Source organism: Anaerostipes stercorihominis (assembly GCF_057535655.1).
Genome location: NZ_BAAJCL010000001.1, coordinates 254401 through 275147, shown reverse-complemented (window position 1 = coordinate 275147; position 20747 = coordinate 254401). Strand labels below are relative to the sequence as shown.

The following is a 20747-nucleotide window of genomic DNA, read 5'->3' as shown; positions in this document are numbered from 1 at the left end:
ATGAGGTGGACTTATGAACTTTAACCTGTATATAGAAGAAAAATTTGTGGAGATCCTGGAGGTTCCATTATTCTTGCATAAGACATCCCTAAAAGATGTTTTTGGAAAGCAGAGGATACATATTCAATACGACGGCAGGAAGACAGGAATTCAATATTTTGATAAGAGTAGGATTGTATGCATTGGAGCGCTTGAGGGGCTTTACAATGAAGAATGTATCATCCAGTTCCTGTATGAGGCTTCAAGAGCCTATGCAGATCCAGAAGAGACAAAGATATTTGATGTCCTTTTAAATGGGGCTTTTTTGCTTGGGATGCTTTCTGTCTGTGATTATGATGCGGGGCGGTATAAACTTCCGATTCAAAGACCCCTTTGGATATCTAAGGAACTCTGGAGCAAAGAAGAACCAAAACGCAGTCCCAGAGTTCAGGTCATGTTAAAGGATGCTTATTCCTGCCGAAAAGCCTTAAAGGATGACGGGTTTTTCTATCATCCGATCGAAAAGGCATGGATGAAGGAATTCCATCAAAATCATATTGCAGAGCTTAAAAAGAAGTATTGCGAAAAAGGAGAAATCCTTATATTTGGCAGCAGTAAATTCCTTTTTCGAAGCCACATGAAGATCCTCTTAAAAGGGGAAACATTTTTGTTTCGCAAGGTACTTACAAAACTGGGGTATTCTTATGACCCGAAGGGAAAATGTTTTCAAAAAGAAGTTTTGCAAAAGGATCTGGGATTTGAAGTTTCGCAGCTAAATTTTCCGGGGCATATCGTAGAAATACATTTCCTTTAGATATCTCTTGTTTTTCATAATATGAATAGAGATATTAAATGATGAAAAGGAGAAAATGAAATGAGTGAAAATAAGAAATGCATTATATGCAATAGAAAAATCCACGGCAACGAAATTTCTATTCGTGTGGAGGAAGAAGAAACAGACGATTTTTGGATCTGTTCACAATGTATTGAAAAGGCTCATAGTCTAATTGCGAAAGCAATGGAAGGTCACAATGAGGAAGGGGAGATGGTTTCTCCTATGGATGTCTACGAACATCTTGAAAAAAATATCATTGCACAGGAGAGGGCAAAGAAGACATTGTCTGTCGCAGTTAGCAATCATTACAAAAGGATCGCCCATCCGGAACTTAAAATTGAAAAGTCCAACATTCTTCTAATAGGACCGACTGGATGCGGAAAGACGGAGTTTGCAAGGGGAATTGCATCTTATCTTCAAGTGCCGTTTACGATTGTGGACGCTACTTCTTTAACGGAAGCTGGATATGTCGGAAGCGACGTAACGGATATCCTAAAACGGTTGATTACAGCGGCAAATGGGGATATTTTAAAAGCCCAAAAGGGTATTGTCTATATTGATGAGATAGACAAGCTGGCATCGAACGAAGGAACAAACTCTATGGTAAAGAGAGAGGGGGTTCAACAGGCATTGCTAAAAATGCTTGAGGGAAGCCGGATAGTCATAGACGAAAAGCATTCGATAGAAATTGACACGACCAATATTCTGTTTATCTGCGGAGGGGCATTTCCAGATCTTTATGAAAAAAAGAAAATGCATCCCATAGGATTTGAGAGTCGTGAGACTGCTTTAAAAAAGGAATCATTCATTTTCGAAAGGCTTAAGGACGTCGGTCTTCTGCCAGAGCTAATTGGAAGGCTCTCTGTTCCTGTGATGTTAGAGAGCCTTGACGAAAAGGACTTCAAGCGTATCCTTACGGAGCCCGAAAATTCTATCATTAGCCAATATCAGAAATTAATGGCTATTGATGGAATCTCTCTGGAGTTTTCTGACGAAGCGATAGAGCGTATCGCCAATAAGGCCATTCAGCTTGGAATAGGAGCACGAGGGCTTCGGACTGTATTAGAACAAACCATGCTTGATGCGATGTTTTATTCCAAACCTGACTGTAAATTAAAAATAACGGAAGAAACAGTCGATTCTGCATGCAGCTTATAAAGAAAAGCACCAATTCGGTGCTTTTTCTTTTTGGGGAATGAGGTTTTGTGTAAAACTCTTTTTGACATACTATAAATGATAAAAGAAACGGAGGGGATTATATGAATAAAAGAAAAATCTCGTTAATCTGCCTGTCTTTTTGTTTGATGATTGGAGGGCTTAGTGGATGCAGAGAGGCATTCCAAGAAACGGAGCTTCCGAAAAAAGAAACAGTGGCAGACGCACGAAAAAACCGCATCCATGACATTTCAGCAGATGCACTGGAGCAGGAGCAAAAGGAGAATCAGTCAAAAGCGTATAAAACATATCAGGAGGGGTTAGCAGCTGCAAGGAGTCATCTGTCTGATACGTCTTATATACCCGCAGATGACCTAGAAGCGATGGCATCCATTGTAAAGAAGAATCAGATACTTAAATCTGTCATCGGAAAGCGGGCTGACTATTTTAACACGAACTTTTGTCAGACAATGCCTGCTGGTCAGATTGAATCTTTCAAAATGCTGGAATTTTATGAAGGGCTTCTAAGTGCTGCACAATCAAAAGCTCAGATTCAGAAAAATACAACGGAGATGCAGTCCATTTATGATTCCGTGACAGGAAGAAAGGAAGCACCAAAAACACATGATGCTACAGAAAAATCAGCATCAGAGGCACTGGGAGAAGCAAAAGATGCTCTAAAACAGTAGATCCTCGGAGAACAAATCCCCGAGGATCTAAATTAAAAAGCAATCTCCTGATATTCTTCGGTGTCAAAACCATCGACAAATGTGTCAAACATTTTGTCCGCTTCATCCAGTGGAACCAGTGATATCTCAATGGACTGCATTTTAGACTCAACGTCCCCAATGTAGTCCGGGAAGGCGTTTTTGAGTGCCTTATGATTGCGAAGCCTGGCGAGGGCAGAATTAAGAAGTTTTCGAACCTCATCAATGTGGAGACCAAGGTTATTCGCAATCTCTGAAAGGGTAAGCTGATGATTGTCGTTTCCAATTCCGAATCTGCTCTCAACCACGTACCGGGATGTATCGTCTAAAAATTGAAGAGCTACACTCAAGGCATCCTGTTTTTCCACCTCATCAAAATATTCTTCCGGACACATCACAGAAGGATCGGTTAAGGAGTTTGCAATTTCGTTGTTTTCATCCAGATATACTGTATTCATGGCGGTTCTTGCAACCATTGCTTTTCGCACGGTTTCATATCGCATATGTGAAGTTTCACATATGTCTGCGATGGATGGATTGGAAATACCCTCAAGCTCTAATAGGTCTATTGTCATGTTTATTTTTTTTATTTGGTTTGCGTGATGAGAAGACATGTGGTAAATATTTTGCGAAACATATTCCACAAGCTCGTGTCGAATGTAATTTGTACAGAACGTAATAAAACGTCCTTTTTCAGGATCAAATTTTTCTAATGCCAGAATAATTCCAATGACACCACTGTTTAATAGGTCATGATAATGATTCTCCATAAAGGAAGGATACCCGCGTTTTATCAGGGCTCCAACGAATGGAGTGTGTGTCATTACAAAGTATTCAATGGCTTCTTTTTGTAATGTCTCATTGCCAGAATGATACTTTTCCATGTAAAAAATTTCTTCCTGTTTTTTACTCTTAATATCTTGATTCATGAATATCTCCCCCTTAAATAATTCAAGAGAGAAAACCTAAGAAGGGGATGCCCTTCGTAAGAAGTGTATGCAGATTCAGCTTTCTCAATTATATTCGCCTTATATTCCGTCCATTTTTGCGGCTGCACTTAAAGATGGAATTGGAACACGAAGCATGTTGATCAGATAATCCTTCGTCCACATTGCAAGTTCCCCATCTGAAATCGTAATGCCGGACCAAGCGGCCCATTTATTAAAAATATCAATGTCCGACAATTTCTCGTGATTTTCTGCCGCAATATCTGACAAGCAGTATTTTGCGACACTGCGAATGACGCGCATTCGTTCTTTGTCGATCTTCGTCTTATCCACTGCAGATCCCCCCTTTTTTCATATACTATTATAATACCACTAAAATATGGAAACACAAGAGAAAGAATTTGCAAAAAATTGTACCCGTTTTGCCAAAAGCTGCAAAAATCCAGTGTTTATGCGGTTTTCTTAACCTTCAGAATGATTTTTGTTTTGGAAAAAATTTTGAAAAAGCTATGAGAGAATCCATTTCTGTCATTTTTCTTTGTCATACTATAATTGAAACGCAAATTAAAGAAAGGAGTTATGGTAAATGCAATTAATCGGATACAAAATGAGGGGGCAAGATCTTTTATCAATTCAAACGACAATAGATGAAATGAAAAAACGTTCCCTAATAAAGTTGAAACAGTATTATCAACAGCTGCTTCGTGATGAAATTGAATCTATTTTCGACGAGACAGCCTTATCCATGATAGAGAGAGCGGATATCTCTATTCTTGCGGCTGCACAGCGGTCTTTAAATGAAAAGATTTATCGTGCCAGCAGCTTGAACTGTTCGACATTCTATAATTTTTTGATTTCTGCGCACTTGTTTCCTTTTGAGGGGGATTCTTATTTTCAAATCCACGCAAATGGCAAATGGATGCTCGAGAATTCTTTTTCAAACATCTCAGGATTCCGGCCATATCATGTAAGGTCCGCAGCGGATGTTGAGTTGGAAAAGTGCTGGCAGAAGATCATGAAGCACGGTGAGGAGCATGAACCGCTTGGAGTTACGATTTTTCGTCCAGAGACAATCTTGGAATTTGATGTGAAAAAAATGATGGGATTCATGAAATTCCACAGCCGTTCTGAACGCGCAAAGGTACGCGCAAGGCATCAGGTCATGAATTCAATTCTGGGAAATATTTCTGGAGGGAATATTTCAAATTATAAATTGATGCCATATATGGATCTTGTAATTGAATGCTTGCAAGAGGACCACGCAAAAGAACAGATTCAAGAGGCAGAGTCCCGGCTGTTGCAGATCCTTCCTGAAATAAAACAGGAAGATATCTTGAGAGACCCGATGCAAACCCCAAAAAAGGAGGATCATAATGAAAAAAAGTAAAAAAATTATCCTGATTATCGTAAGCGTTGTTTTGTTAGTCTCATTAGGAATTGGTGCATATAAAATAGCAACCTATTATCTATATGGGATTCATACAGAGGAAATCGACCTTAACAGCTATCGAAAACTCGAAGCTGTGTGTCAGAAAAAAACAAAGATCACGGATGAGATCATCCAAAACGCAATGGAATATGAGTTAAGGTTAAGTGAAAATAAACCTTTTACAAAGGAAATGAAAAAGAAGGTCAAAAAGGGGGATACCGTAAATATTGACTATACAGGAACCGTAGATGGGAAGGAATTCAAAGGAGGAAGCGCCAAGGGATATGACTTAGAAATTGGATCCGGGACCTTTGTGGATGGCTTTGAAACGGGACTGATTGGAAGAAAGCCAGGCGAAAACCTGACGATGAATCTAAAATTTCCATCTGATTATTACGAATCAGGCCTTGCAAAAAAGGATGTTGTCTTCCGGGTCAAAATCAATTTCGTAAAGAAGATTGTAGATGTCAAAGAGGGATCTTATCAAGATGACGCCTTTCTAAAGAAATACACAAAGTATCAAAGTGCAACCGATTTTAAAAAACAGATCATATCTCAACTTGAAAAGGAAGAGAATACAACATTTGAACAAAACAAGAGAGAAGCAGCATGGATGGCCATCATGAAAAGAATTGAGGTCAAGAAGCTTTCCCAGAAAAAAATTCAAGAAGAAATTGATCAGACAGATGAATATTATAAACAATATGCTAAATATATGAATCTGTCCATGGACAAATTCTTGGAGCAATACATCGGAACGACGAAGGAGGCGTATGATAATCAAAATAAAAAATACGCTAAAGAGACTGTCATTGAAAATATCCTTGTAGAAGAACTTGCTAAAAAGAAAGATATCAAAGTTTCCGAGGCAGATTATCAAAAAATGCTTCAGGAATATTACAGTACTTACCGCTATGATACCGCAGAGGCATTTGAAAAAAACGTCGGAAAGAAAGAACTTAAAAAACTGTTTCTTAAACTCAAAGTACAGGATTTTGTAACAAAACAAACAACTTTCATGTACCAAACAGAGGAAAAGATCAATAAAGACAATTAAAAGATAAGAACCGTTTGACATACTATAAATGAAGCATAAAAGAAGAAGAGGAGAAAAAGAAAAACTCCTCTTTTTGCGTGTCGAAAGGAGGATAAAATCATGAAAGTGGAAATCGAAGGGATTTACCACCGAGTTATTGATCGGGATGAGGAAAGTGGATTTACGATTTTTAAACTGCTTGTAAAGAAAGGGGAATCCATAAAACTTGATTCCCGTGGATGTATCACGGTAAAGGCGGACTGTATTCCTTATTATCAGCCGGGTTTTCCTCTGAAAATAGAGGGAGAATACCTTTTAGATGACCAGGGATACGGACCAGCCATTCTCCATCCGTCAATTACAGAAAAATCGGTGGATGAAGTTGTAATGTCAGAGTATATTGCTGGTGTCTGCCGCGGAATTGGAATTTCAACTGCGCAGAAGATCATCAGGGAGAGCGGACACGGAACCGATGTATTTAAATTGGCATGCAGTACGGATGCCGATGATATCTTAAAAAGAATTGGCATCGCAAAAAATGTCAGAACTGAGTTTATCAAGAATGTCAAGCGGACTGTGGAGGAGCGTAAGCTTCTGGAGTGGCTGCATCAGTATAATGTAAATTATGCCGCTGTTGTAAAGTTGCGTGAAACTTACGGAGATGAAGCGAGGAGCCGACTGGAAAAGAATCCCTATACAGTGGGAAAGATCATTGGACTTTCTTTCGACAAGATGGATTTGATTGCCAAGAAGTCAGGAGTAGATTGTGCGGATTATGACAGGGTTATTTCTGCGGTCAAGGGAGCTCTTTTGAATAACGAGTCAAAGGGGCATACTTACGGGCTGCAAGATGACGTGATCAATGCAACTCAGAAACTGCTTCGAACACCGGCTTATCCATTTATTGTCCCAGCTACAACCATAGTGGGTCATATGGACCGGTGCCGGGAAATTGTAAGGGAGTTGGCGAAAAAACCCAGAGTTTATTTAAGAAGTACGTATGATGATGAAGTAAATATCGTACGTCAAATCTCAAGACTCAAGGATTCGTCGATCAAGACTCCTTTTGTTCATGAAATCATTGATGACGTTGCCGCCCAAACCGGTATGTCGTATGCTGCACAGCAACGTAACTCTTTTGGCCTTTTAAAGAGCACTGGGCTGAAAATCTTGACCGGAGGGCCGGGGACCGGAAAAACAACAACGATCCTTGGCTTAATTGCGGGATATCAACGGATGTACCCCAAGGCGGTTATCAAAATCTGTGCACCGACTGGAAGGGCGGCACAAAGGGCATCAGAAAGCACGGGGATGGAGGCTGTTACAATTCATCGGCTGCTGGAATATTGCCCTTATGGAGACAATGATGCCGCTATGAAGGATCAAAACGACCCGATCGAAGCAGACTTCGTTATTTGTGACGAGGCCTCAATGGTAGACAATTATTTAATGAGTAGGCTGCTTAGTGCCGTGAAATCCGGAGCCATTGTTATGCTGGTAGGGGATATCAATCAGCTGCCCTCCGTAAAATGCGGAGATGTTTTACACGATCTGATATATAGCGGAAAAATTGATGTATGTCAGCTGACCGAAGTTTACCGCCAGGCGGCAGATTCTACGATCGTTAAAAATTCTACCAAGATTAATCTTGGGGAAACGGATTTGATCGAAGATGAGTACTTTGAAATCATACACTGCACCAATCAGGAAGAAATGGTAACAGAAATTTCTAAACTGGAGCAGCAATATCACAAAGTGGATGACAAATATTACGTGCAGACGTTGGCTCCGGCTCATAAACCATTGGCAGGAGTTGAGAACTTAAACCGTATCCTTCAGGGAGAAATAAACGGAGCAAACAAAGCAGAAAGCCTCCGTTTCGGAAAGAAACGGTTCTTTTTGCATGACAAGATCATTATGCTTCAGAACAATTACAATATTGGCTATTATAACGGCGATATCGGGGAAGTAATTTCTCTGGAAGGCGGAGTCTTAACGGTTTCGATCCGTGGTGAGACATTTGTAATCACAAGAGACTTGGTTTCAAAAGACATTGATCTTGCTTACTGTAAGACCATCCATAAGTCACAGGGCTCAGAATACCCTATCGTCATTATTTCTTTGCCTCATTGCATGAATCTGCAAAAGAGTATCCTGTATACCGGAGTTACCAGAGCAAAGGAAAAAATAGTGATTATTGAAGAAGAAGGGGCATTAAACCACGCAATTTCAAAGGATCAAACAGGGCAGAGAAAAACTCTGTTAATGGAACGTATACTGAGAATATTCAAATAAACAGGAGGAGTTATGGGTAATATCATTATTTACGGGAAGATCACAAAGGTATTTGCCTCCAATTTAAATTGGGCATCCATCCTTATAGAAATGGACGATAAATGCTTTCAGAGTCCTGAAGTTCAGGCGTTAAACCTAAGAGATCATGTCATACGGGCTGCAGGAACCGCCATCAGCGCCACGCAGGAATGCAATATTGCTGCAACGGGATATATAAAAATGGATCCCAAATACGGGATGCAGTTTCAAATGACTGAGAGCAAAATCCAAGAACCCCAGGAAGAAGAATCCATCAAAAAATTCTTGATAAAATTCATTGATGGAGTAGGATCTGTTACAGCAAAAGCAATTCTAAATGCTTTTGGAACGGGGACACTTGAGATTATCAAGAATCATCCGGAAAGGCTTGTGAAAGCGGGGATAGGAGAAAAGAAAGCAAAAAAAATTCATGAATCCTATTTGAATAATAGAATTTATGAAGAGATTACAACTTTTTTTCATGGCGATATTGCACAAAATCAGGTCGTAAAGATATATGAAGTATTCGGAAAAGACTCCATAAAACAGTTAAAAAAGAATGTGTATTCTTTGATTACAGAGTTAGACGGGTTTGGATTTAAAAAGGTCGATAAACTTGCTTTGGCATCCGGAATTAAGAGGGATTCCGAAGTGCGAATAAACGCAGCAATCACAGAAATTTTGAAGCAAAATGAGCTTCGCGGTAACTGTTATTGTGAAGTCGATGCATTTGAATCGTTATCAAGCGACTTTTTAAAAGAGAATCAGGTCAACATGCAAATCGTAGCAAAAAGCTTGAAAAATCAACAGGCGTTAAATAACATTATTATTTCAGAAAATAAAATATATCGGAAAACGGTGTATGAGGCAGAAAATACTGTGGCAGAGAAGATCGTCCAGTTGTGCAAACGAAAAAGAGATTTTTTTGAGTTGCGTGATGTTCAGAATGCTTATGCAAAATTATCACGAAAACTTCCTTATCCATTAGATGGGATCCAAGAGAAAGCGATTTTTCGGTCTTTACGAAATGGACTCAGCATCATTCATGGAGGACCAGGAAAGGGGAAGACGTCCATTGTCCAAATGTGCTGCGATATTTGGGAATACTTAGCAGATCAACCCAAATATCAAACAAGTCACGGAAATATCGTCTTATTGGCTCCGACTGGAAGGGCCGCTCAGCGGCTTTCCGAAAGTGCCGGAAGACCCGCAATGACGATTCATCGGTTTATGGAGAAGATGAAGAATCCAGCGGGAGCGGGTCGAGAAATTGATAAAAAAACACTCTGCGTAATTGATGAGTGTTCTATGTGCGATATTCTTTTATTATCACGATTGTTTCGGGAAAAGAAATTAAACCATTGCATAATGGTGGGAGACAGCAACCAGATCCCTTCTATAGGGCCCGGGAAGGTTTTGTGGGATATGATCAGTTCAAAACTTATTCCGACAACAAAACTGGAAACAAGCTATCGGTTTGCGGGGAATATTTCCTCAAATTCCGATATGGTCTTAGAGGGAAATGCAGATAAAATTCTGTCTGGAAACGCAGACGGAACTGATTTTTCTACTTATCTCCATACAGATGCAGTGGAGATCAAAAAAGAGGTTTTGCACCGCTTTAAGATGCGTTGTGATACCTTTGGATTACGTGAGACGATGTGTATCGTTGCAAACCGGAAGAAAACCGGGGGGCCGCTTGCATCCGAAAATCTGAATATTGAATTACAGGAATTTATCAATCCAATGGGAGAAAAAATTCCCGGGACGAAATTTAGGGTTGGCGATCGTGTCATGCATACCCACAACGATTATCACAGGGAGTGCATTGACTCTAATGGAAATATATCCATGGGGGTATTTAACGGTGATTTGGGTATCATAAAATCCTATTCAGAGGAGTCTGTTTGGATTTCTTTTGATGATGGCAGGTCTTCTGAATTTAAGATCAGTTATTTAAGCAGCATTACACTGGCCTATGCTATGTCAATACATAAAGCACAGGGAAGTGAAGCAGATGCGGTCATCTTAGCCCTTTCCAACCGAGAAATTTATAATTTTAACCGGAACCTGTTATACACAGGGATTACAAGGGCAAGGAAACACCTTGACCTTCTTGGAACAAAGAAGGCGTTAAAGATCGCCATTTACAAGATAGAGAGTATCAACCGGACTACGACATTAGTCCAGAGGATCCACTTCTACATGAAACAGTAAAAAGGGGCATTTGCTCCTTTTTTCTTGTTCCCATACTATAAATAGAGGAAGAAAGGAGGGCTTTTTTTGTTTGGAAGAAGAAGGCTGCCCCGTTATGATGCTAGGGGACGAAGAGTAAGGAAATTACCTGAAATTCATATTGGAAAAAGAGGAAAGATCGTTCTGCTTATTTTGGTGATTGTTCTTATCATTTATGCACCGGGTGCCATTTACGAAAAACTCCCGCAAAAAACGCAGCAGGATCATGCGGTGCTTGCAATTGACAAGGATTCCATATCAAAAGCAAACACTCACGCAAAAGAGTCGGGAGCTGATGACTTTGATGGCGATGGTCTTACCAATGCACAGGAAGAGGAACAGGGAACAAATCCATGGAATCCGGATACCGATGGAGACGGAGTGTTTGATGGGGCAGAAATAAAGCGGGGAACGAACCCCTTAAAAGAGGAAGATACGCTCCTGATTGAAACAAAAACCGGGGATAAAAAGAACGAAAAATCCTACGATACGCCATTTAAAGTCAATGGAATTATTTTATGGGCAAAAGACTATGAATCAAAAGCCTATGGGGGAGTTGTGTCAACGCTGTCTGGATATCGGTTTCATAAATTTTCTGGATGGGCGCAGTTTCCTAAAAAATACTGTTATGAGGTGCTTACGAATGGAGATCATGCTGAATTAAAGAAAAGGGAAGCAGAAAATGTTTTCCAGATTAGAAATGACCATGAAATCATAAACACCGACACAAAACAGACGATGGTAAATCAGTTTACATTTTTCTTCTTAAAAAGTGTGTATTTAAAGGAGGGATCTATCGCAAATAAACTTGCGGATCTTCTCCCTGATTTTGGAATCCTCTCAGGGAGAAGGATCTTTTTGTCTGATACTCAGCCGGATGCGAATAAAACGACGAAGGCGAAAATTCAACAAATAGATGTCACGGATACAGAAAAACTCCGTTTTGGAGCTCTGAAGAATTCACTGGAAGATCTGTCTAGTGTCTATGCTAAGATACAGGAGGGAGGGTGTGTTGCCGTTTCTTTATTATCTCAGAGTAAAGGAGAGAGCATCGGCATTGTCTATGGATACGATGAATACGGGAATCTTCTGGTAGCCGATTCTGAAACCATGAAATATTCCGGAAAGATCTATATCAAAGTTCAGGCGGGTAAATGCATTAACCAGGAGAATAAGATCGTTCAGCGTTCCTGGATCAATTTTGACGGCTTTGGGTTTCATTATGAGGAAGGGGATCAAATTAATTTCTTCTTGTCGCAGTCAGCTGATTATGCAAAACCACTAAAGGAAACGCAGGATGTTTCTGATTTTACGAGCGATGATGTTAAAGCCGGGACAAAACATCAATAGTTTTACCATACTATTGATAGAATCATTGGGTGAAGAAAGGAGTCATGTGATTCCTATCTTCTTTTTGGAAGAAGGGAGATATATAAGATGAGTGTAAAGCATGGATTACTGCATAATCATACGTATTATTCTTTGAATGACGGCGCTATGTCAGTAAAAGCTTTGGTAGAGCGTGCAAAGGAATTGGGTGCTCCAGCTGTTGCTTTGACGGATCACGGCACCTTAACTGGTGCGCTTGAATTTGTCAAGACATGCGAAAAGGAGGGAATCCGGGCGATTCCCGGTGTTGAGACTTACGTCCTGAACGAAGTTACAGGGCAGGCGTCTCATTTAGTCCTGATGGCGAGAAACTATGAAGGGCTTAAATCTATCATGAAAGCAGTTACAGAATCTTACAGAGATATTGGGGATATCAGAAGCCCTCGTATGTCAAAAGAAATCATTGAGAAATTTTTTTCAGGAAATGACAATGTGATTGCCACCAGTGCCTGCATTGGCGGAATCTTAGGTTCTGTCTTAAAACAGAACGAAAAACTTGAGAATGAAATCAGGAAATTAAAGAAGCGTCAGAAAAAATATTCAAATCCCCAAACAAGCACAGTTCCTAAAAATCAGGAACTGCTAAAGAAAGAAAAAGAAGAACTTGACAATCTGCTTAAAGACAGAAAGGAGATTGTCAAGCTTTCAAAGAGAAAGTTTGCAGTAAAGGAACGCACGTTAAAGAAACTTGAAGGAAAGGAAAAAGAAGCTTTTTATGAAAAGCTTCAAAAAGAAAAGAAAGAAACTTCTATGGCAAAAGAAGTTCTTCCAGAAGTAAAAACCCGCATCAATAAGAAAAGAGCGCAGATCCGTCTTTTAGAAAAGCGGATCAGGGAAGAATCTGCATCCAATGATAATTATCGGATGTTAGATGAAAAAATACTGGGGATTCAAAAGAAAATAAAGACAGAGGAAAGTCTTTATAACAGGATGAAAGAAGAGCTCCATTATTATCAAACGGTCTTTCCTCATTTTTACGTGGAACTCCAAAATCATGGTTATCCAGAAGAAAAAGTGGTTTTTTCAGCACTTGCAAAAGCAGCAAAAGAAGAGGGTGTTCCGGTTGTTGCGGCCAACGATGCACATATGGCAGAAAATACAGAAGATAACTTTTTACGAAGACAATTAAGCGTTTCTTTACGTTTTGGAAAGTGGAATTTTCTTTCGGATCACGACAGGGAGCTTTATCTAAAAACAGATGAAGAACTTAAGGAATCATTGTGTGATATTCTGCCGGAAGATATTGTAGAAGAAGCCATGGAAAACGTGGGAAAGATTACATCATGCTGTTTGGTAGAGATACCAAAAGAAAAGCATTATCCGGTCTTTCCGGATGCTAAAAACAAGCTGTTCGAACTTTCGATGAAAGGAAAGGAGGCCCGGTTCCCCAATGGAAAAGGGTGGAATGAACAATACGAACGGCGATTAAACCACGAACTGGAAATCATTGATAAGCTTGGCTACAATGATTACTTATGCTGTATAGAAGACATCCTATCGGTCGGGCGCAAACTTGGTCATTTGAAAGATGAAGATCTTGAGGTCTTAAACGAGACCATGGATCAAATGATAGATATTGAGGTTCATGAGTTCCTTGATGAGCATCAAACACAGGTGGGATATACAGTTGGACCCGGAAGGGGATCCGGAGCAGGTTCTCTGATCAATTATTTGGTTGGAATCACAAATCTTGATCCAATCCAATATGGGTTAATTTTTGAGCGTTTCTTAAATCCAGATAGAGTCAGTCCGCCGGATATCGACTCTGATATTGCAAAAAAAGTCCGTGATACCTTAATTCGTTATATCCGTGTAAAATATGGAAAGGATGCAGTGTGTGGTATCTATACAAAAGGTACCAGGGCGGCCAAGAAGTCCGTTGATGACGCAGCCAGGATGCTGGCGGCCCGTTATGATGATGCTTCCTATTATGCGGAAGCAGAAAAGGTGAAATTAGAAATCGGGGATGAACTCGGAACCACGATCAATCCTGGAAAGAAAAGCTGCGGAGAAAGACTGCGGGAAACATTGAAAGAAAATGAAAAAGCAGTCGAAATCATACATGATGCATCTTTGCTTGAGGATACGATTGCAAGTCATGGACTGCATGCTGCCGGAGTAATCATTTCTGATACGGAGAGCGTATCAGATTATATCCCGCTGGAATACAACTCTATTAAGGGAACATGGGCGTCGCAGACAGATAAGATAGAGTCTGAAGAGCTTGGACTCTTGAAGATGGATTTGCTGGGTCTTAAAACTCTGGATATTTTAACGGATTGCCAAAGGAGGGTCTTTCGGCGCTATGGAATTAGCGTTGATTATGACCAATTACCTCTTGAAGAAGAAGTATTATCAGAAATTTTTGCAAAAGGAAATACCTTTGGTGTCTTTCAATTCGAAAGTGATGGTATGAAGAAAATGCTCCGGGAGTTTAAGCCAACAAGCTTTGAAGATATTATTTTATTAATAGCGTGCTACCGACCGGGTCCTATGAGTTTTATTCCGGGAATCATCGAAGTAAAAAATGGGCGTAAGAAGGCATCTTATCTAACGCCGGAACTGGAGCCAATTTTAAAGGGAACTTATGCAGCCATTGTCTATCAGGAGCAGGTTATGGAAATTTTTATGCAGCTTGCGGGGTATACATTTGGGCAGGCAGACCTTGTACGAAGAGCCATGTCAAAAAAGAAGGAAGACGTTTTAAATGCAGAACGGACATCGTTTGTTCATGGGGATCCCAAACGGGGAATTGTCGGCTGTGTAGCCAGAGGAATTTCCAAGGAAGTTGCTGACCAGTTATTTGATCAGATGACTGACTTTGCAAAATATGCATTTAATCGTTCCCATGCGGCAGCCTATGCCAAAACTTCTTATCTAACGGCATGGGCCAAGTACCATTATCCAACGGAATTTTTGACCGCACTTTTGAACATTGCAGATAAACAGGAAAAGATAACAGAAATTGTTGAGGAGTGCAAAAGGATTGGAATTAAAATTCTTCCTCCAGACATTAATCGTTCTGGAATTGATTTTATTGATCTTAAGGATCGTGAGATTCTATATGGTCTCAAAGCGGTCCGAAATGTAAAATCAGCTGCGGAGACGATTCTTGCGGCAAGAGATGAAAAACCATTTCAGAGTTTTAAAGATTTCTTTCTTCGAGGCGTCGATAAAAAGGACGTCGTGGAAAACCTGATTTATTCCGGAGCATTTGACGGTTTCATAGAAAATAGAATGGCCCTGTTAAAGGGTTTTGAAGAAATGGGGAAACTGGCAAAGAAACTTCGGTCTAAGAGCGAAGATTTAAAAACAAAAGAAGCAGAATTACGCAGGATGGAAGGAGATGGGCAGTATAAAATAGATAAAGCGGTCATGAAAAAACATGATACGCTTTTAGATGCCATCAAGCGGGCGAAAAAGGCTTTAGAACTTCTTAAGGAATCGTTTGATGCCTATACATTTCAACAGCATCTTCCGGAAAGCTTAAGGTTCAAGCTGGAGAACGAGAAGTCTTCCATAGGGGCCTATTTATCTGGGCACCCCATGGATGAATACCCGGATCGTAAAAAAGTCGGTGCCACAGCGATTTGTCAAGTGATTTTTCACTCTGAGTCAAAAATCAGGGTGATGGGAATTGTTCAAAATCTGGTGTTTCGAAAGCGAAAAGCCGACGGAGCGCCAATGGCGTTCTTTGACTTAAATGATGAAACCGGATCCATCCCCTGTTGCTGCTTCACAAAAGCATTTGCCCAATATGGTGAGTTTCTTGTAGAGGGGGAAGCTTTAATGGTAAATGGAAAGATGATGACAGAGGACGATGAACATATGAAGATCAGCGTTTTTGATCTAAAAGAGATCGTGCCAGAAAAAAAGCCGATCATTATATCCATGCCGGACCTTGTTACCTGGCAGCTTGAGTTATATCCTATGCTGAAAAAATTCATGGATGAAAAGGGACATCCACTCATCTTGTATGATAGATTTTTTGGGCAGTTCCGGCAGGCTTCATTTCGAGTGTCCGCAGAAATACTGACAAAAGATCTATACGAGGAGTGCTTTTACTTAAAAACTGCATCTTCTTGTTAAAAAAGACTTCCCCTGGGGCCATACGGCTTTAGGGGAAGTTTTTTCTGTATGGGAATCAGCTTTTCTTGGATACAAAAAGAGCCGGTTTTGTGTTCGTCATACTATTTATGAAGTATAAGAGGAGGAACAAAAGTATGATAGAGAAAAAAAGGAGCGCGGGAATCATCTTTGTGCTACTGATTGGAGCGGCTTCCGTGTTTGGATGTTCGAAAGAAGGAGAAATCAAGCCTCAGGATGCTGCAAAGGGGAAGTATGCTACATTGACCGCCATGCCGGCTCATGAATATACCGTTTTTATGGCCAAAGAAGTGAATGTTGCTGTCAATGAGCTGGAAAGCAGAATCATTGATGCAAGAAATGTAGAAAAAGGAAACTATCCAAAAAAAGACGCCGTAAAGAACGTAACAGCATCTCTAAAGAGAATGGAAGATGTAATTAATGAAGTTGACATAACGATGCCGGCAAAGACTTATGAGGACGATCGAAAAGATTGTCTGCGTCTGCTTAAAAATGGATGCGAAAGCATGAGGGAGTTTCAGCAGGCACTGGAAAAATCAAACACTTCCGACATTACGAAAGCGAAAAAGATCATGATGAGTGACATAAATTCGCTGACAGGTGTGGCGAACGTATTTTATCAGTAAGAAAGGAAGTGATTTTATGGCAAAAGAAAATTATGTCATTTTATACGGGCAAGTCCGGCAGAATCCTAAAGTCTTTATCTCTCCCAAAGACGGAGAGTACAATGGAGCGGTCTTTCAATTAAAGGTTTTACGGAGACTACGCAACCGGGACGCAGAGCTTCGAATTGATCTTCCGGTTATTTTAACAAAGAATCCAAAACTCTCCAGACAGATTGCGGATATCCGCCAGGGTGACATGGTGGAAGTGAGGGGTGTTTTAACAACGAGTGAGGTTTTAAAAGCATCTCTCTGCCCGCATTGCGGAGGCGATAACCGCAAGGCGGGTGTTAATGTTCATGTAACGCCTATTTTTTTGAATCCGCAAGAGAAGGCGAGATCTGAGGAAGAAGGACTGGAGCTTTTAAAAAGAAAATGTGAAATCAGCAATATTTTCATGGGAATCGGGACACTGTGCCGGGAACCCGAATATTACGAACATACAGAAGACAACCATCATGTAATAAAAACGTGTGCTTATCAAATTGCAATGAACCGAAAATTCTTTATAAGAGAGGACCCGCAGGAATTAAAAACCGATTATCCCTGGATCAAGAGTTTTGGGCCCCTTGCGGAAAAAGATCGGGATCATTTAAAAATAAATTCCCTCATATATGTCTCCGGGAGCCTGCAGACAAGATCCTTTGCGAAGAATGCCGTCTGCGCTCATTGTGACGAAACCTATGAGTGGAATGACGTTGCTATGGAAATTGTTCCGTATAATACCGAATATTTATCGGACTATATAAGGACCGAAACCGAGAAAGAAGAATAGGAGGGTATCATGGGATTATTGGATGAAAGACTTCATCAGGAAGCGCAGCCCTCAAAAGGAAAAAAGAACGAAATCAAGCAGACAGTAAAAAATAAGGCTGTGCGGACAAAAAGAAGAGCCGTGGCCAAAGGTTATGAAAAGGGGGAGGAACGGAGAAGAAAGGAACTGGAATCATCTCCAATAAAAATGGACCTTAAGCCAAAAAACTCCCGAAGCGTAACAGTAAAAATGGGGTGCATGATCATGGCGTGTCTTTATATGATCTTCCTTATATACGGTGTCTTCGTGACGGATTATCAATACTCCAATAAAAATGGAAAAGTGGAAGCAACGAAAATGTCTTTATCGGACATTCAACAGCTGAAAGAGTATAATTCCTATCTTCAGTACTATCAGTCTGCGAGAACTCTTTATGAAAAGTGTCTGGCACTTGATTATCGGATTGCTCAGGGAGTAGAGGATTCTAAGACGGTAGCACCGGAATATACCGATCTTTTAGATGATATTTCTACTCTTTCCGTTAAGATTGATGCAGCAGAGTTTTCATCAAAATATACGCAGTTAAAGGCGGCGCTTTTATCCTGGGTTAAGACGGATATCGCTGTGTATTGTCAAAATATCTCTGCATCAATCCTTCAGGACAACGAAACAAAAGCACAACAGGCATTGTCCGGAAGGGAGACCATGTACAATGATTTTTCTATGATCACGGGTAATCTTGTGTCCATGGGAAATGCAATTCATGGGGCACAAATACAGAATATCAAGGATTGGTCTCCGGAGGGTTATGTGGAAGACCACATAAAGAGCAACCAGGGAAAGTAAGGAGGAGAAAAGATGGCATATGACAATATTGAAATTATACAGGAAATGTATCACCGCCAGATCGCAGAGACAAAAGATTTAAGAGAGCAGATAAAGGAAAAAGAGGTGGCGTGGAGCAAAAAGGAAAAAGATTACAAAAAAACAGAAGTACTTGTCCGGGAGCTTTGCGAAGATATTCTTGCAAAAGACCGGGCAGAGATGCGTCTGGGAGAGGAATACAGCTGGTCTCGTGTCCCAATCGACAAATTGATTCAGAAAACAAAGAAGACTTTTGTTGAATATAATGAGGAACGTACAAAGATCTTAAATAAAGTCCTTGATAACCTGGAGGAACGCCGGGATGAGGTAGAAAGCCTGGAAAATCAAATCGAACGTATGTACAATCAGGGTATTTCAAAAAAGGAGACGCCTGTATCAATCGAAGAAATCAAAGATGAAATGGAAGAAGAAAAAAGACAAAAAGATGCTGTCAGTCAGATTGCGGATAAAAATGTAAGGGAAGCAGCCCTAAATGGAAAAATTGATGCTGTAGTAACGGAAGAAACAGATTCTCTTGAGGAACTTGATTTGGTTAATCAATTGATCGAAGATAGCGGAATGCAGATACCGATGGAGAATTCTATTCCGGTAACACCTCAAAAGGAAATTGCTGATACGATCCGGAAGAAAAAACAGGCACAGAAAAAGAAATCATATCGTATTAATTTAGGGGATTATGAAAAAAAGATGTCAACAATTTCATGGAGGATCATGGAGTTAATCGGAATAGACGGAATCTCAACTTATTCCCAGATCGAAGAAGCTGTCATTACAGAAAGCAACGGAGACATTACAAAGAGCCGGCTTAGAATGACGGTCCGAGGGCTGACATCCATGGGAATTATTCGGGATGAAAAGGTGAACATTCCATTGAAACCCAAAATGATGGTGTATTATCTAACCGATATGGGAAACGCTCTTTTTGAAGAGAAGTATGGGAAAGCCCCTGTTTTGTCGGAAGCAGAAAAAATTATTGCAGAACATGATAATTTAATCCATGGATATGGAATCAAGACGCTTGCAGATCTAATACGGAGCTTTGGCATCTATAAAGAGGTTCTTGATTATAACCGCAAAAATCCCATTAAACTATCCGATGGAAACAGCTATATTCCGGACATCATTGGATCCTATGGGAAGCAGAAGGACTATTTTGAATACGAGAGAGGACACCATACACAAACGGACTTTAACCGAAAGTGTAATAAGATGACTAAGGTATCAAGGTTTTTAAATTTTATTGTACCGAATAAGGATGTCATGGAACATCTGATAAAGCAGGTACAGGCGTGGATTAAATCAAGGGGGATCAACACCTTAAAAAATGTAAAGATCCGCATCACTACCGTTCCGGCGCTAAAAGGTCTTGACGGCGTAAAAGAGATTAATTTAAGGAATGATAAAACCTGGCAGGCGGTGTTTGACTTAAATAAGGGAGACACGCCAATTTCTAAGGTATGAGTATTTCTTCCATACTATGACCAGAAAAAGAGAAAGGGGGATTTTTTATGGGAAACTTACTGGATTCTTTTCTTGCGTTCCATATCAATGGATGGAACAATCTGCTCTATATTATGACATCGAACGGATGGTTCTTTCTCATAGGATTTGGAGTTGTTGCGATTGTTTTAATGTCAATGAAACAGGTAATTGATCACACTGTAAGAGAAAGACAGAATATTATCTAAAAAGGAGGACGCTTTATGAATAAACAATTTGAATCTACAAATTTGACCTATGAAACAAAAATGGATGCTGCAGAACTTATGAGGTACATGAAAGCTATCTGCATGCCTTTGGCGGTTTTTTTAATCACCATGTATACGATTGCAAAATTTGCGGGCTTTGGGACAAAGCTTCTGGCGCCGCTTTATGGGACGATGTGGGCGGCCGGCGCTGTTTGTGCGATGATAATGCCATCCCACAGAACGGATGTTATAAAAGAAACTCTGGCAACCTGCGGCGGGTACGGATTGGCTCTCGTGGGTCTTCATAAGCTCATGGGCGTGACCTCCGGCGTTTCCGGACAGATGATTGCGGCATCCTATGATACGGCGATCACGTCTGTTTTTGGCAATACGATGCTTGGATATATCAACAACTTTATATGGATGATCTCCATCATCGTACCGATTACTTTTTTAGCGATGCAGGCCAAGCGAATCATGCAGTTTCGTAAGAATAAAGACAAAAACAAGTTTTACGAGCAAGTGCGGGATGTTCGAGGAGAGAACAAAGCACATATGCGATAACCAAAAGATAAGAGGAAAACCGACTTCGGTGCCCTCTTATTTTTTTGTCTTCTTTTCCTTTC

General features: G+C 40.3%; 17 protein-coding genes. 15 read left to right on the top strand and 2 right to left on the bottom strand.

Features of this window, described 5'->3' with window-relative positions; genetic code table 11:
• Positions 1–13 precede the first annotated feature (13 nt).
• The 3 genes from AC27EF_RS01340 to AC27EF_RS01330 all read left to right on the top strand — a co-directional run bounded on the left by AC27EF_RS01340 (position 14) and on the right by AC27EF_RS01330 (position 2658).
• Positions 14–793, top strand: a complete 780-nt coding sequence (locus AC27EF_RS01340; RefSeq protein ID WP_487108371.1) for a hypothetical protein — start codon at positions 14–16, stop codon at positions 791–793.
• Positions 794–853: 60 nt separating this feature from the next.
• Entirely contained in the window at positions 854–1972 is a 1119-nt protein-coding gene (gene clpX / locus AC27EF_RS01335) for an ATP-dependent Clp protease ATP-binding subunit ClpX (RefSeq protein ID WP_487108370.1), read from the top strand.
• Between the two features lie 101 nt (positions 1973–2073).
• Positions 2074–2658, top strand: a complete 585-nt coding sequence (locus AC27EF_RS01330) for a hypothetical protein (RefSeq protein WP_487108369.1) — start codon at positions 2074–2076, stop codon at positions 2656–2658.
• Positions 2659–2690: 32 nt separating this feature from the next.
• Here the strand turns inward: AC27EF_RS01330 and AC27EF_RS01325 are convergent, their stop codons facing one another.
• Together AC27EF_RS01325 and AC27EF_RS01320 are read right to left on the bottom strand one after the other, a co-directional pair.
• The gene (locus tag AC27EF_RS01325) at positions 2691–3605 is read right to left on the bottom strand and encodes a sigma-70 family RNA polymerase sigma factor (protein WP_487108368.1); all 915 of its coding nucleotides are present in this window, start codon (positions 3603–3605) and stop codon (positions 2691–2693) included.
• 99 nt (positions 3606–3704) lie between these two features.
• On the bottom strand, positions 3705–3956 hold the full coding sequence (locus AC27EF_RS01320; RefSeq protein WP_487108367.1) for a hypothetical protein: 252 nt from the start codon (positions 3954–3956) through the stop codon (positions 3705–3707).
• A gap of 253 nt (positions 3957–4209) precedes the next feature.
• Between AC27EF_RS01320 and AC27EF_RS01315 the strand changes: the two genes are divergently transcribed.
• From AC27EF_RS01315 to AC27EF_RS01260, 12 genes are all read left to right on the top strand, one after another.
• Complete coding sequence (locus AC27EF_RS01315; RefSeq protein WP_487108366.1) at positions 4210–5010, top strand: hypothetical protein; 801 nt, start codon at positions 4210–4212, stop codon at positions 5008–5010.
• On the top strand, positions 4997–6109 hold the full coding sequence (locus tag AC27EF_RS01310) for an FKBP-type peptidyl-prolyl cis-trans isomerase (protein WP_487108365.1): 1113 nt from the start codon (positions 4997–4999) through the stop codon (positions 6107–6109). Before AC27EF_RS01315 ends, AC27EF_RS01310 begins: the two co-directional genes overlap by 14 nt.
• Positions 6110–6208: 99 nt before the next feature.
• Entirely contained in the window at positions 6209–8383 is a 2175-nt protein-coding gene (gene recD2 / locus AC27EF_RS01305; protein ID WP_487108364.1) for an SF1B family DNA helicase RecD2, read from the top strand.
• Between the two features lie 12 nt (positions 8384–8395).
• Complete coding sequence (gene recD2 / locus AC27EF_RS01300) at positions 8396–10618, top strand: SF1B family DNA helicase RecD2 (protein WP_487108363.1); 2223 nt, start codon at positions 8396–8398, stop codon at positions 10616–10618.
• Between the two features lie 66 nt (positions 10619–10684).
• Positions 10685–11986 (top strand): hypothetical protein, encoded by a 1302-nt coding sequence (locus AC27EF_RS01295; protein WP_487108362.1) that lies wholly within the window; start codon positions 10685–10687, stop codon positions 11984–11986.
• 87 nt (positions 11987–12073) lie between these two features.
• Complete coding sequence (locus tag AC27EF_RS01290) at positions 12074–16114, top strand: DNA polymerase III subunit alpha (RefSeq protein WP_487108361.1); 4041 nt, start codon at positions 12074–12076, stop codon at positions 16112–16114.
• A gap of 134 nt (positions 16115–16248) precedes the next feature.
• Positions 16249–16758 carry a hypothetical protein gene (locus AC27EF_RS01285; RefSeq protein WP_487108360.1) on the top strand — a complete coding sequence of 170 codons (510 nt, stop codon included), beginning with the start codon at positions 16249–16251 and terminating at the stop codon, positions 16756–16758.
• Positions 16759–16774: 16 nt separating this feature from the next.
• Positions 16775–17569 (top strand): single-stranded DNA-binding protein, encoded by a 795-nt coding sequence (locus tag AC27EF_RS01280; protein WP_487108359.1) that lies wholly within the window; start codon positions 16775–16777, stop codon positions 17567–17569.
• A 9-nt stretch (positions 17570–17578) separates the two neighbouring features.
• Positions 17579–18394, top strand: coding sequence for an HAD family hydrolase (locus AC27EF_RS01275; protein WP_487108358.1), 816 nt, complete (start codon positions 17579–17581; stop codon positions 18392–18394).
• A 12-nt stretch (positions 18395–18406) separates the two neighbouring features.
• Positions 18407–19894 carry a hypothetical protein gene (locus AC27EF_RS01270; protein WP_487108357.1) on the top strand — a complete coding sequence of 496 codons (1488 nt, stop codon included), beginning with the start codon at positions 18407–18409 and terminating at the stop codon, positions 19892–19894.
• Positions 19895–19941: 47 nt separating this feature from the next.
• Complete coding sequence (locus AC27EF_RS01265) at positions 19942–20121, top strand: hypothetical protein (RefSeq protein WP_487108356.1); 180 nt, start codon at positions 19942–19944, stop codon at positions 20119–20121.
• Between the two features lie 15 nt (positions 20122–20136).
• Entirely contained in the window at positions 20137–20685 is a 549-nt protein-coding gene (locus tag AC27EF_RS01260; protein ID WP_487108355.1) for a hypothetical protein, read from the top strand.
• Positions 20686–20747: the final 62 nt, after the last annotated feature.